The organism is Maribacter taeanensis, from assembly GCF_047345145.1.
GTDB lineage: Bacteria > Bacteroidota > Bacteroidia > Flavobacteriales > Flavobacteriaceae > Maribacter_C.
The window spans coordinates 310,010-322,803 of sequence record NZ_JBLFER010000002.1 but is presented as its reverse complement, the minus strand read 5'-3'; the positions used below and the strand labels follow the sequence as shown (position 1 = coordinate 322,803).

Sequence of the window (12,794 nt, the reverse complement as noted above, 5' to 3'; positions counted from 1 at the left end):
TTACCTAAAATGAACGTGAAAAATGCAAAGCCAAACAAATGATTTTAAAGGCTGTGTGATACTAGCCATAAACAGAGCGGGAAGATAGTATAATATTAATTAAAAAAACTTAGTGTTTCTGATGATAAATTTTAGTTTAAAAATGATTATTTTTCAACTAAAGAGCTATATATGGTCGAGCTAGCAGGAATTATCATTTTAGGAATCGTAGCGCAATGGTTTGCATGGCGTTTGAAATTGCCTGCGATTCTACCATTGATTCTAATAGGGCTATTAGTTGGCCCTATTGCATCTATGTATACGGAGGATGGGCACAAGTTGATTGAGCCTATTTGGAATGGTGAAAAAGGACTTTTCCCCGGAGATGCATTATATTACTTTGTTTCCTTAGCTATTAGTATTATCCTTTTTGAAGGCGGACTTACCCTTAAGCGTTCCGAAATTCGGAATGTAGGACCCGTGATTACTAAATTAATCACCTTGGGATCAGTCGTCACTTTTTTTGGAGCTGGAATTGCCGCCCATTATATTTTCGGATTGAGTTGGCAAATTTCTTTTTTGTTTTCCGCTTTGATAATTGTTACCGGCCCTACGGTAATCACCCCTATTTTGAGGAATATCCCCCTTAAAAAGGATATTTCAGCTGTACTAAAATGGGAAGGTATTTTAATTGACCCCATCGGAGCTTTGGTAGCAGTTTTGGTTTTTGAGTTCATAAGTGTTGGAGAAGGAAAGGCTTATACGATCACAGCTTTAATTGAATTTGGAAAGATTCTACTTTTCGGATTCACTTTCGGATTCACTTTCGCCCATGCCCTTACATTTTTGATTAAAAAGAATTTTATACCGCATTATCTGCTGAATGTTGCCTCACTTTCTGCTGTTCTTTTGGTGTTTGTAATGTCAGATGCTTTTGCTCATGAATCTGGTCTTTTGGCTGTCGTAGTTATGGGAATGGTCATGGGGAACAAAGAACTTCCAAATATTAAGGAGCTTTTATATTTCAAGGAATCCTTGAGTATTTTACTCATTTCCATCTTATTCATTTTACTCGCTGCGAACATCAATATGAGTGATCTTGAATTGATTTTCAACTGGAAGACCGCAGCATTGTTTGGTGTTATTGTTTTTGTAATTCGTCCTTTAGGGGTATTTCTTAGCGCCATGAACTCGAATTTAAAGTTTAATGAGAAGCTTTTTATAGGATGGGTAGGCCCAAGAGGAATTGTGGCTGCAGGTATCGCATCATTATTCGGCTCAAAGCTTTTGAAACAAGGCGAAGTAGGTGCTGAATACATTACACCATTGGTTTTTATGATCGTTCTCGGAACGGTGTTATTGAATGCCACCACGGCTAGGCTTTTCGCGAAGATGGTAGGTGTATTTTTAACCAAATCTGAGGGGATACTGATTATTGGCGCATCAAAGTTTTCTCGTTTAATGGGAGATTATTTGCAAAAAAACAATCGTCATGTGGTGCTCGTCGATAGTAATCAAAACAACATAAACAAGGCGAAAAAATTGGGGCTGGAAGCCTTTTCTGCAAATATCTATTCCGATTCATTAGAAGATAATATCGAACTTAGTGATATTGGGTATTTAATGTCCCTTACAGGAAATGCAGAGATTAACAGTTATGCTATCAAAAAGTTTGAAAAGCAGTTTGGAGAACATGGTTCATTTCGCTTGGTAAGTTCAGATGAAATGAACGACCCTGAGAATAATCCGAAGGAGGGCCTATTTTCTCACACTGATGATTTCATGAAATTGATGGAAGCAACCAGAAGGTATCCTGCCATTCAAGAAATTGACCTGACCGATACAAAGCACTACCAAAGCCTTATTGAAATCACGAATGCAGATGAAGAGATTATTCCTCTTTTCTTAAAAAACGAGCAGGGTGACTTAAAGATTATTAGTTCTTTTAGTAAGGACTTTAACGATATTCAAGAAGGCTCCAAATTGGTCTACCTAGGCAAAGCTTTTGACGTTGAGGCCTTAAACATTCAGACCTTAGAAACTGAAAATTGAAAGCAAAACTTTTTTGAAACAGTTGCTAGACTTAGCACTAGACGGTATCATCGCAGTAAACAAGTAGAAAACCTCTAAGGGGAAACCAGTAGGAGAAAATACAATCTTCTGGGTATTTCCCAGCATCTATTCACAACATACTTTTACTTCAAGAATTCTTAGGAGTTTGAAAATCTTAAAAACCTTGATTATGAATAAAGTAAATTATGTTTTGTTGGTATTTTTTGTAACTATTTTTATTGCTTCTTGCAAAAAAGATGATGTTAGTGAAAATTGTTACGTCTGTAGTAACGAAGTAGAATCGATCGACGTTTGTGAAGAAAACGGAGATTTTGTTATCGATGGTGAAGTTGTTGAAAATGAAAATGGAGCTTCTCTAGAAGATTTGGTCCGTGCCGTTGAGGCCAATCCCGAAAACGATCCAAGATTAGAAGGTATTACATGTACAAGAAAGTAACTTCCTATCAGCCGTTGAAGGGTAGCGTTTTCCAAACGGTAATTCGAATATCGCCTTGAACAACAGGATAATCTTTACCTGCTACTAATTGATAAAAGTGAAGCGCCGATTCTCGCTTGATTTTATCTTCAAGTAATGCGTCATCGATTTCGCCACTCTCTTGGCGCCATGTAAAAATGGAATTTTGTTCAATTTGAATGATACGGTGTTTCGCCGTAAATTGGGCAATGTAGGTGGTCATTGGGCTGTGAGACTTTTGGAGTTAAAAAATACTACTACAAAAGTAATCCAATTAAGACCTTTACGTAAAAGAAAGGTGTTAAAAAGATGTCCTGATTTCAGAGAAGAGAACCAAAAACGAAAAAAATTAGTCATTCAACTTCAATACGGCCATAAAAGCTTCTTGAGGCACTTCAACATTTCCTACTTGACGCATACGTTTTTTACCTTTCTTCTGCTTTTCGAGTAGTTTACGTTTACGGGAAATATCCCCACCATAACATTTGGCAGTAACATCTTTTCGGAGTGCTTTAGTAGTTTCCCGAGAAATGATTTTTGCGCCAATAGCGGCTTGAATCGGAATATCAAATTGTTGTCTTGGAATCAATTCTTTTAACTTTTCACACATCTTTTTACCAATCGTTACCGCATTGTCGGCATGAATTAAGGCAGAAAGTGCATCAACAGGTTGAGCGTTTAATAATATATCAACACGAACTAATTTGGAAGTTCGCATACCTATCGGCGTATAATCGAAAGAGGCATACCCCTTCGAAACAGTTTTCAGACGGTCGTAGAAATCAAAGACGATTTCTGCTAAAGGCATATCAAAATTTAACTCAACACGTTCCGTAGTGAGATAGGTTTGATTGGTTATTTGCCCTCTTTTTTCAATACACAAAGACATTACATTACCAACAAAATCTGATTTGGTAATTATCGTTGCTTTGATATAAGGCTCTTCAACCCGGTCAATACTTGAAGGGTCAGGTAAATCTGTTGGGTTATTTACAATTAATGGAGTATCCGGGTTTTTACGTGTAAAAGCATGATAACTAACATTAGGAACAGTTGTGATTACGGTCATATTGAACTCCCGTTCTAAACGTTCTTGAATGATTTCCATATGCAGCATTCCTAGAAATCCACAACGAAATCCAAAACCTAAGGCCGCACTGCTTTCAGGAGCGAACACTAATGAGGCATCATTCAGTTGTAATTTTTCCATCGAAGCCCTTAGTTCTTCAAATTCATCGGTGTCAACCGGATAAATTCCAGCAAAAACCATCGGCTTTACATCTTCAAAACCACCTATTGGATTTTTTGTTGGGTTTGCAGCGTCTGTAATTGTATCACCAACTTTGACCTCTCTAGCGTCTTTTATTCCTGTAATCAAATAACCTACATCACCAGCTTTGACGGTTTGTTTAATTTCTTGCGTCAATTTTAGAGTTCCTACTTCATCGGCAAAATAATCTTTATCCGTGGCAACAAATTTTATCTTTTGTCCTTTTTTGATTTCGCCATTGATAACTCTAAAATAAGTTTCTACACCTCTAAAAGGATTGTAAACTGAATCGAAAACAAGCGCTTGCAATGATTCATCGACATTGCCTTCAGGATGAGGAATACGCTCAATAATGGCGTTTAGAATTTCCTCAATACCGATACCCGTTTTTGCGCTTGCAGGTATTACTTCCTCGGCATCACAACCTAAAAGATCAACAATATCGTCAGTAACTTCCTCAGGATTGGCACTCGGTAAATCGACTTTATTTAGAACAGGAATGATTTCCAAATCATTTTCTAGAGCTAAATACAAATTGGAAATTGTCTGTGCTTGAATACTCTGCGCAGCATCAACAACTAACAGCGCACCTTCACAGGCGGCAATTGAACGCGAAACTTCATAAGAAAAATCAACGTGACCAGGAGTGTCAATCAAATTCAAAATATATTCTTGACCTTGATATGTGTACTCCATCTGTATAGCATGACTCTTAATAGTAATGCCTCGTTCGCGCTCCAAATCCATGCTGTCAAGCAGTTGCTCTTTCTTCTCACGATCTGTAACTGCTCCTGTAAAATCTAATAAGCGATCCGCCAAGGTACTCTTACCGTGATCAATGTGGGCGATGATACAGAAATTTCTAATATGCTTCATAAATTCTTTTCCTCAGAAATATCAAAACACTTGGGTGTTTAGCGCTGCAAAGATAATGTAAATTCAAAAGGAATTTGATGGATATCAAATGCAAAACCATTACGGTTTTACAAACGATAAAAAATCGATAAACTGTACAATTTTCGTAGGATATTTCAGTATTAAAATGTTACATTTGACTAGATTGTCCCTTCAATGAAAAATTCCCACATTTTTCTTTTTGTACTATTTTGTGTTTCAACCAATTTATTTTCACAGGAATACAAGGTTGCCGGGCGCGTTCTTGATCAAGATAAAAATCCTATTGTTTTCGCTAATGTTCTAATATTGAAGACAACTGATTCTACAATCGTAAATGGAACTTCTACAGACGACAAGGGTGCATTTCTTTTTAACAGTGTTTATGAAGGCAAATACTTGCTGAAAGCTAGCTACATTGAAAATTTTTCTGAGCTCAAACCAATTAGTATTTCTTCAGATTTTGATGCTGGAACATTAACCATATTAGAATCACAAGAGCTTGATGAGGTTGTAGTCACTTATGAAAAACCTAGGCTTGAACGTAAAGTTGATCGTTTGGTTTTCAATGTTGAAAATACGGCTCTGTCTGATGGGAACATTTGGGAGCTTCTTCAACAAACCCCAACTGTAAATGTAGTCCAAGGAGTGCTTACAATAAAAGGATCGAATAACATCGGAGTTTTGATTAACGGAAAAAAAGTAAATATTCCAGAATCTGATATTATCAATTTGCTATCTGGTTCTTCAGCGAGCAATGTTGAAGCGATAGAAGTAATTACAAACCCGCCTTTAAAATACAGCGCTGAAGGCGGAATGTTGATTGATATCAAAATGAAAAAGAATTTGGTGGCAGGCTATAATGGTGCAGTTTTCAACAATTTTACCCAAGGTGTTTTTGCAAAAAATACGATTGGTACGGATCATTTTTTTAAAGAAAAAAAAACAAGCTTTTCAGTAAATTATAGTTTTAGCAATGACAAAAGAATTTCAAGGTATACAGACATTACTAGTTTTTCAGAGAATACCATTCCTACATCTATTTGGACTGCGAATCAAGATTTAACAACGAGAAGAAAAAGACACAACTTAAGTGCGTTTTTTGATTATGATATTAACCAGAAAAACTCATTGAGCGTTTCAACGATCAATGTTTTTAACCCCAATGTGAATCAATTTTCTTTCAGTGAAACGTTAATTGACGATATGCTTGCGAACTTACTTTCAAGTTTTAATACAATCAATGCCTCTGACCAGGAACAAATAAATACATCTTTTTATGCCGATTGGTTACACAAGCTAAAAAAGAAAGGAGCTGAAATTTCTTTTGGAAGTCATTTCACCTATTATGATTCAAAAAAAGGGCAAGATTTGAACACCGATTTTTTTGATGACAACAGAAATCAAATGGGAGATAACGATTTTACCACCCAATCGGATCAAAAAATCAATTTATATAATATTGAAACGGATTATATCACTCCTTTGGGAGAATCGACACGCCTGGAAGCTGGGATACGATATGCAGGGATCAACTCTGAGAGCACCATTTCCCAAGAAGGGTTTGATAGAAATCAGCCAGGAATAAACCCAACGGAAGATGGAGTTTTTACCTATGATGAATCCATTTATGCAGGGTATGCCAGTTTTAATGGCAAATGGGATTTATGGGGTCTTAAAACAGGACTTCGAGCGGAGTTCACTGAAACCAAAGGCGAATTGGATACAGAAAGCGGGCCAAAAGAAAACTCATATTTAGAATTTTTCCCTTCGGCTTCAGTTCAATATGCCCCTAGTAAGAAACACCAATTCGGATTGTCTTATTTTCGAAGAATAGAACGCCCCCGTTATAATAGAATCAACCCATTTCAGCAATTTATAAGCAACAATTCTGTAACAGAAGGCAACCCCGATCTATTGCCAGGAACGCGCAATTGGCTTTCGGCAGAATACACATTTGATCGTGATTATTCAATTACGTTCTTTTATTTAAAGTGGAGAAATCTGAATCAGCAGTTGGCCTTTCAAGATAACGAGAATAATTTGCTGCGTTATGTATTTTCAAATTTGGAATTGAGAGAAGGGTATGGATTGGATGCTACTATAAATAAGGATATTTCGAAGGCTTGGGATTTTTATCTGTTTTTGTCCGCCTACAACAGTAAAGACCGTTTTACAGACTTAGATACGGGGCAAATTATAACCAACGGTTTATGGAGTGGGTTCATTCGTTTGAATAATAGTTTTACTTTTTTACAGGATCGAAGTTTAGTAGCCGACTTGAATTTTGCGTATTTTGCTCCTAGAATTTTCGGAAATGCTAAAAGAGATTCTTATAACTTTTTGAACCTCCGTTTTCGTAAGACTATTTGGAACAAAAATGCCAGCATTTCACTTGGTATAGAAGACATATTCAATCAGGGAAATAAATTTACCTCTCGCCAGTTTCTAAACCAAAACAACTCCTCTTTATATCGTCCAGAAAACCGTTTGCTAACATTTGGCTTTCGTTCCAAATTTGGAAACGTAAGGATAAAAGGAAATAAAAAGTCAAAACGAGTAGAAGAAAGAAGAAGAATCTAATTTGTGCACCGTATCACCAAGGAGCCAGTGTCGAAACACCACAAATTCCGAGTCCAACCAATAAATAAACACCAGCAATGATAAAAAGTTTTTTGGCTGTTTTAGGCTTTTTCTTGCGTAAAATAAACCCTATTGCCGAAAGGATTATAGCAGGCGAAAGCATCAAAAAAATTACGAACAAGGCGAGATATAAATAGCCCATATCATTTCCTTGATTTAATAAAAAGAACTTCATTCCACCGAATTATTATTACGTCATCAGCCCTCCACAGATGCCTATACTTACCAACAAATAAACACCTGCAAGTATAAAAAACACTTTTGCAGCTTTCTTTTTTTGTTTGGCGCTTAAGACTATTCCAATAATCAGAAATAACAGTGCTGGACCAAACATAACCAGAACAATCAAAACGACAATACCGTCTAAATTACCAACTTCTAAAGGAATTAAATTAATCATTCGTTTTGTTATTTCGTATCTAAAGAAAAGTTCGACAACATTATACCACATGTGCCTATGCTTATCAAAAGATAAACTCCTGTCAAGATAAAGAAAAGCTTTGCTTTCTTATTCTCCTTTCTGCCAAGCATGATAATAGCGATTATCAAAAAGAGAAGAGCAGGCCCAAACATTAAAAGTAGTATCGTTACAAATGCTGATTCCATATCTAAAGTGCTTCTTCTTGTAATTCTCTTAGGCGTTCAATTTTATCATCTCTATAAAACAGATTCATGGTTTCAAAGGGAATGATTTTATAATCCTTATTCACAATATGCACACATGATTTTTTGATAGCCCGAACATCAAAATTATGTGCATCTATAAATTGCATGATGATAATTCGAAACAGATTATCATAGCCTAATTCTGGCGCATCGATTTCTGGTAAACAACACATAATAGATTTTAAATTCTCGGAGGCTTTTTCTACGGAATTTCCCGTACTAAAAAGCTCAATCATCTTTCCATGTAATTGCTCGTCTTGCTCGTATATAATAGTATTTTTTCCTTCGTTCAATAAATCATCAGGATTAATATACCGCGTTAACGGACTCACCTCATCTCCCAATTTCAAGGCATATGCCATCACCAATGCATCAGGGTTACAAGGCACCGGAATCAAATCATCTGCTTCAAAAATAGGGGATTGTTCCAAGATATTTCTTCGGACTTCCGTTAGCGTAATTCGATTTTCATTGACTTCGAAATTTTCTAGACGGCCCGCAATTTGAGTGGGCTGAAAAGTCACACCGCGAATGCATTTTTGTTTGAGGGCAAAGTCAATAGTATCTCCCATTTCGTGGTCGTTCAATCCTTTTTGAAGGGTTACTACCAAAGTAGTAGAAAGATTGAGTTTGTTGAGGTTTTCTATAGCTTTCAAGCGCGTATCGGCTAAATCTGCCCCACGAAGGGTTTGTAAAACGCTGTTGTCTAAAGAGTCGAACTGTAGGTAAATTTCAAAGTCCGGAGCGTAGGTTGCTAACCGTTCTGTAAAAGCAAAATCTTTGGCGATTTTGATTCCGTTGGTATTGACCATCAAATGCCGAATGGGTAATGATTTGGCATAATCCATAATCTCAAAAAATTGTGGATGAATCGTGGGTTCGCCACCACTAATCTGCACTACATCGGGCTCACCTTCGTTTTTAACAATAACATCCAACATCTTTTTGATTTCTTCGAGGGTACGATGTCTTCCATATGTTGGGGAAGAACCTGCATAACAAGTCGGGCAAGTCAAATTACAGCGGTCGGTGACCTCTACTACTGTCAAACAAGAGTGTTGCTCATGGTCAGGACACAATCCACAATCGTAAGGGCAGCCATAATCAGTTTTTGTATTGAATGTCTTCGGATATTCAGAGGCTTTATTGTAGTTGCGAATGTTTTTGTAATACTCAATGTCATCTGCGATTAGCACTTTTGACCTGCCATGTTCTTTGCAATTTTTTAGCATGTACACTTTATCGTTTTCAAAAACGATTTTCGCGTCCACACGACGCAAACAATCGGGACAAAGGCTTAAAGTAAAATCATAATAAGTGTAATTTATTTCCGGCATATAGAATTCCTTTTCGGAGGGTTTTATAGTAGTACAACCAACAAATTAAGCATAATAGTTGGATGCTGCTCAGACCCACAATAAAAAAGGTGTTCGGTTTCATAAACTCAATTAGAAATCGAAAACCGAAATAGGATATCATAAAAATTTTGAAAATCATCCCGTTTTCAAATCGGTTGGGGTTTTTTTGAAGACGTTTTACAAGGAAGAAAAGAAAGATGAGAAATACAATTTCATATAGTGCAATAGGATGTCTCTGAAGTCCGTCTCCTAAATCCATTCCTAGAAAGGAATTAGTTTCGACTCCATAGGTGAATTCTTTGATTCCGGCTAAAAAACACCCGATGCGACCAATGATAATTCCGAAGATAATAGGTAGCGTAAACAAGTCGCCTGAAGATTGTTTTTCACCAATGATTTTTTTGGCAAGCTCTACTCCGAGTAATCCCCCGAACAAACCACCCATAATGGTTTTATTATTCAAAATAGACAGCCACCCTTGCTCGTAATGCAGCACCGGATTCTCGAAAAAAGCAATCAAACGAGAAAGGAACAAGGCTCCGAAAATAGCTCCAATAATAATAGAAAGGCGATTGTTTGATGAAATGGAATCTGAACTTTTCTTGCGAAGAAGAAGATAATACCTAAAGGCAACAAAGAAAGCAAGATACTCAAGCACCAAATGCATATTGACTTTCACACCAAATACAATAGGCTCATAGGGAAGAAAGCTAGTATCAAGCATTCGCTCTTTTTTTCTTTTTAAATCGTAGGTAAAGAGAGATTAGAAAAACCAGAACTACAATCGCTAATAAAGTTTCTAGTTTGAAAGGATATGTTGTTTGGGTATATCCTTTTGCAGTATATAGCTCTAGAGCATCTTGATATTTTCCCTCGGGAATGACCTCCCAACCAATAAAACCTTCTGGATGGTCTGTTTCAGCCCAATAGAGTTCTTTGGTAATATGATTTACCGCTAACCATTCAACCGTTGCAAAAGCTTTTGCAGAGAAGAATACGAAGCAGAGAAGTAAAACGGTTTTATGGATTTGGGGTCTCAATTGAATTTGAATTATTTTATTCCTGCCATTCAGCGATAAACAAATTGGTATCACGGGTACCGCCATTATTTCTGTTGCTGGAAAAGGCTAGGTACTTACCGTCATTCGAAAAAACAGGAAAAGCATCAAAGGTTTCTCCGTGTGTTACACGTTCTAAATTTTTTCCATCAATATCAATGAAATATAGGTTGAACGGAAAACCTTTTTCAGCTTCGAAATTGCTTGAAAATAGTATTTTCTTCCCTGAAGGATGAAAAAACGGACTCCAATTCGCATTTCCTAAAAAGGTCAATTGTTTCATATCGGTTCCGTCAGCATTGCAAATGAAAAGCTCCATTTCGGTGGGTTCCACAAGTCCCTCCGCCAATAAATCTTTGTATTTTTTGATAGCTTCGGGGGTTTTGGGGCGTGAGGCTCTAAAAATTAATTTTGTGCCATCAGGTGAGAAAAATGCACCTCCGTCATAGCCCAATTCATCCGTGATTTGCTGGACATCAGAACCATCCAAATTCATGGTGTACAACTCTAAATCACCACTTCTATCCGAAGTAAAAACGATTTTATCACCTTTGGGAGAAACGGTTGCCTCAGCATCATATCCTTTTTCATTTGTTAACTGAGCCGTGATATTGCCTTCTAAATCTGCCACAAAAATATCGAAGGAATCATAGACTGGCCAGACGTAGTTTCCATTTTTGCGTAATGGAACTTCAGGACATTCCTTATCAACCAAATGCGTAGAACCGTAAACATAATGTTTGTTATCGGGCAGAAAATAAGCGCAAGTGGTTCGCCCAAATCCAGTGCTAATCATGGATGGCTTTGAGTCTTTAAAATTTTCTTCGATATTCATTAAAAACATTTGGTCACACTCCATTCCCCAAGCTTCGTTGTTCGATTGAAAAATTAGCTGTTTGTCATCCCAGCTCCAATACGCTTCTGCATTGTCGCCCCCGAAAGTAATTTGTCGAATAGATTTAAAATATTTTTCTTCTGGATAAATGAGTGTGTCGCTTCCAGCCATTAAAGAAGTTTCTTTTTCAGCGGAAGGTTCTGTTTTTTTCAGATCGGACTTACAACTCACAAAGGCGATTATCGCCAGTATCATCAAAATTTTCTTCATAGGATGCTTAATTTTACACAAAGCTATATTCAAAAATGATGAAAAATATTTTTCTATCCCTGTTTTTGTTGGTAATAATATCTTGTAAAACAGAAAAACCTAAACCAATCTCTCTTGAAGATGATGTTGCTTTTTTAGCAAGTGATAGTTTAGCAGGTCGAGAAACAGGAACATCCGAAGAACTTATTGCCGCAGAATATATTCAAAAACGAATGCAAGGCTTGGGATTACTACCGAAGGGAAATGAAGAAACCTATTACCAAACCTTTACTTTCAAGCCCAAAGCAGATCCACATTCAGAAGTACAATTTGTTGCAGGAGATAGCACGATTACTGGAACAAATGTGATTGGCTATATTGACAACAATGCCAAGAAAACGGTAATCATCGGAGCTCATTACGATCACCTGGGAATGGGTGGGGCAGGCTCGTTATACGCTGATGGAGAAGCTATTCACAATGGGGCTGACGATAATGCAAGCGGGGTAAGCGTTATGCTTCAAATGGCACAGAGATTGAAGGATTCAATTTCAGGAAGCAACTATATTTTCATTGCTTTTTCTGGGGAAGAAATGGGATTATTAGGCAGCAATTACTTCTCGAAGAACCCCACAATTGATTTGAAAGAAGCAAATTATATGATCAATATGGATATGGTGGGAAGGCTTCGTGAAGACAAAACACTTTCAATTAGTGGCACTGGCACGGCTCCCATTTGGAATCAAGTGTTGAATGCTAACAATCCAGGATTCAAATTGGTGCTGAGTGAATCGGGTATGGGGCCAAGTGATCACACTTCTTTCTATTTACAAGATATTCCTGTACTACACTTTTTTACGGGGCAGCATGAAGACTATCATAAACCCTCCGATGATTCTGAAAAACTGAATTATGAAGGAATGCAAATAATAGGGGATTACATATTAAATATTATATCAGAACTTGACGACAGTAAAAAATTAGCCTTTAGGACTACCAAAAACGAAAGTGAAGAGGTACCTCGGTTTAAAGTAGCCTTAGGTGTCATGCCTGATTATCTTTTCGATGGAAAAGGAATGCGTATTGATGGTGTAACCGAAGATCGTCCTGCAGCCCTTGCGGGGCTTAAAAAAGGTGATGTCGTTATTCAATTGGGTGATAGTGCTGTAGTAGATATGATGAGTTATATGCGAGCACTTTCCACTTTTGAAGAAGGAAATTCGACTAAAGTTATTGTAGATCGCGAGGGAGAGCAAATAGAAGTTGGGGTGAAGTTTTAAATTTCCGTAAATTTGCCCTCCCAAAAATAATTGGA

General features: G+C 37.1%; 12 protein-coding genes. 4 read left to right on the top strand and 8 right to left on the bottom strand.

Annotated elements, in window-relative coordinates; all coding sequences use genetic code 11:
• The first annotated feature begins 171 nt into the window (after positions 1 to 171).
• The gene (locus ACKWCD_RS07340) at positions 172 to 2,031 is read left to right on the top strand and encodes a cation:proton antiporter (RefSeq protein ID WP_413983292.1); all 1,860 of its coding nucleotides are present in this window, start codon (positions 172 to 174) and stop codon (positions 2,029 to 2,031) included.
• A gap of 190 nt (positions 2,032 to 2,221) precedes the next feature.
• Positions 2,222 to 2,488, top strand: coding sequence for a hypothetical protein (locus ACKWCD_RS07335; protein ID WP_413983291.1), 267 nt, complete (start codon positions 2,222 to 2,224; stop codon positions 2,486 to 2,488).
• A 7-nt stretch (positions 2,489 to 2,495) separates the two neighbouring features.
• On the opposite strand, the gene ACKWCD_RS07330 is transcribed toward ACKWCD_RS07335, so the two are convergent.
• Positions 2,496 to 2,729 carry a GTP-binding protein LepA gene (locus ACKWCD_RS07330; protein WP_413983290.1) on the bottom strand — a complete coding sequence of 78 codons (234 nt, stop codon included), beginning with the start codon at positions 2,727 to 2,729 and terminating at the stop codon, positions 2,496 to 2,498.
• Between the two features lie 126 nt (positions 2,730 to 2,855).
• Positions 2,856 to 4,652 carry a translation elongation factor 4 gene (lepA, locus tag ACKWCD_RS07325; protein WP_413983289.1) on the bottom strand — a complete coding sequence of 599 codons (1,797 nt, stop codon included), beginning with the start codon at positions 4,650 to 4,652 and terminating at the stop codon, positions 2,856 to 2,858.
• Between the two features lie 195 nt (positions 4,653 to 4,847).
• Between lepA and ACKWCD_RS07320 the strand changes: the two genes are divergently transcribed.
• The gene (locus tag ACKWCD_RS07320) at positions 4,848 to 7,253 is read left to right on the top strand and encodes an outer membrane beta-barrel protein (protein WP_413983288.1); all 2,406 of its coding nucleotides are present in this window, start codon (positions 4,848 to 4,850) and stop codon (positions 7,251 to 7,253) included.
• 13 nt (positions 7,254 to 7,266) lie between these two features.
• On the opposite strand, the gene ACKWCD_RS07315 is transcribed toward ACKWCD_RS07320, so the two are convergent.
• The 6 genes from ACKWCD_RS07315 to ACKWCD_RS07290 form a co-directional block, all read right to left on the bottom strand.
• Positions 7,267 to 7,488, bottom strand: a complete 222-nt coding sequence (locus tag ACKWCD_RS07315) for a hypothetical protein (protein ID WP_413983287.1) — start codon at positions 7,486 to 7,488, stop codon at positions 7,267 to 7,269.
• 15 nt (positions 7,489 to 7,503) lie between these two features.
• Positions 7,504 to 7,713, bottom strand: a complete 210-nt coding sequence (locus ACKWCD_RS07310; RefSeq protein ID WP_413983286.1) for a hypothetical protein — start codon at positions 7,711 to 7,713, stop codon at positions 7,504 to 7,506.
• Positions 7,714 to 7,921: 208 nt separating this feature from the next.
• Positions 7,922 to 9,316 (bottom strand): radical SAM protein, encoded by a 1,395-nt coding sequence (locus ACKWCD_RS07305; RefSeq protein WP_413983285.1) that lies wholly within the window; start codon positions 9,314 to 9,316, stop codon positions 7,922 to 7,924.
• Positions 9,288 to 10,061 (bottom strand): prolipoprotein diacylglyceryl transferase family protein, encoded by a 774-nt coding sequence (locus ACKWCD_RS07300; protein WP_413983284.1) that lies wholly within the window; start codon positions 10,059 to 10,061, stop codon positions 9,288 to 9,290. Before ACKWCD_RS07300 ends, ACKWCD_RS07305 begins: the two co-directional genes overlap by 29 nt.
• Positions 10,054 to 10,377, bottom strand: coding sequence for a hypothetical protein (locus tag ACKWCD_RS07295; RefSeq protein WP_413983283.1), 324 nt, complete (start codon positions 10,375 to 10,377; stop codon positions 10,054 to 10,056). The genes ACKWCD_RS07300 and ACKWCD_RS07295 overlap by 8 nt, the downstream gene beginning before the upstream one ends.
• Positions 10,378 to 10,393: 16 nt before the next feature.
• On the bottom strand, positions 10,394 to 11,500 hold the full coding sequence (locus ACKWCD_RS07290) for a TolB family protein (protein WP_413983282.1): 1,107 nt from the start codon (positions 11,498 to 11,500) through the stop codon (positions 10,394 to 10,396).
• A 38-nt stretch (positions 11,501 to 11,538) separates the two neighbouring features.
• On the opposite strand from ACKWCD_RS07290, the gene ACKWCD_RS07285 reads away from it, so the two are divergent.
• Positions 11,539 to 12,759 carry a M28 family peptidase gene (locus ACKWCD_RS07285; protein ID WP_413984118.1) on the top strand — a complete coding sequence of 407 codons (1,221 nt, stop codon included), beginning with the start codon at positions 11,539 to 11,541 and terminating at the stop codon, positions 12,757 to 12,759.
• Positions 12,760 to 12,794 lie beyond the last annotated feature (35 nt).

Excerpts from the sequence above, each read along its gene's own strand:
- ACKWCD_RS07290 (WP_413983282.1), bottom strand. The coding sequence starts at position 11,500 with ATGAAGAAAATTTTGATGATACTGGCGATAATCGCCTTTGTGAGTTGT.
- ACKWCD_RS07340 (WP_413983292.1), top strand. The coding sequence starts at position 172 with ATGGTCGAGCTAGCAGGAATTATCATTTTAGGAATCGTAGCGCAATGG.
- lepA (WP_413983289.1), bottom strand. The coding sequence starts at position 4,652 with ATGAAGCATATTAGAAATTTCTGTATCATCGCCCACATTGATCACGGT.
- ACKWCD_RS07305 (WP_413983285.1), bottom strand. The coding sequence starts at position 9,316 with ATGCCGGAAATAAATTACACTTATTATGATTTTACTTTAAGCCTTTGT.
- ACKWCD_RS07310 (WP_413983286.1), bottom strand. The coding sequence starts at position 7,713 with ATGATTAATTTAATTCCTTTAGAAGTTGGTAATTTAGACGGTATTGTC.
- ACKWCD_RS07320 (WP_413983288.1), top strand. The coding sequence starts at position 4,848 with ATGAAAAATTCCCACATTTTTCTTTTTGTACTATTTTGTGTTTCAACC.
- ACKWCD_RS07330 (WP_413983290.1), bottom strand. The coding sequence starts at position 2,729 with ATGACCACCTACATTGCCCAATTTACGGCGAAACACCGTATCATTCAA.
- ACKWCD_RS07285 (WP_413984118.1), top strand. The coding sequence starts at position 11,539 with ATGAAAAATATTTTTCTATCCCTGTTTTTGTTGGTAATAATATCTTGT.
- ACKWCD_RS07315 (WP_413983287.1), bottom strand. The coding sequence starts at position 7,488 with ATGAAGTTCTTTTTATTAAATCAAGGAAATGATATGGGCTATTTATAT.
- ACKWCD_RS07335 (WP_413983291.1), top strand. The coding sequence starts at position 2,222 with ATGAATAAAGTAAATTATGTTTTGTTGGTATTTTTTGTAACTATTTTT.
- ACKWCD_RS07300 (WP_413983284.1), bottom strand. The coding sequence starts at position 10,061 with ATGCTTGATACTAGCTTTCTTCCCTATGAGCCTATTGTATTTGGTGTG.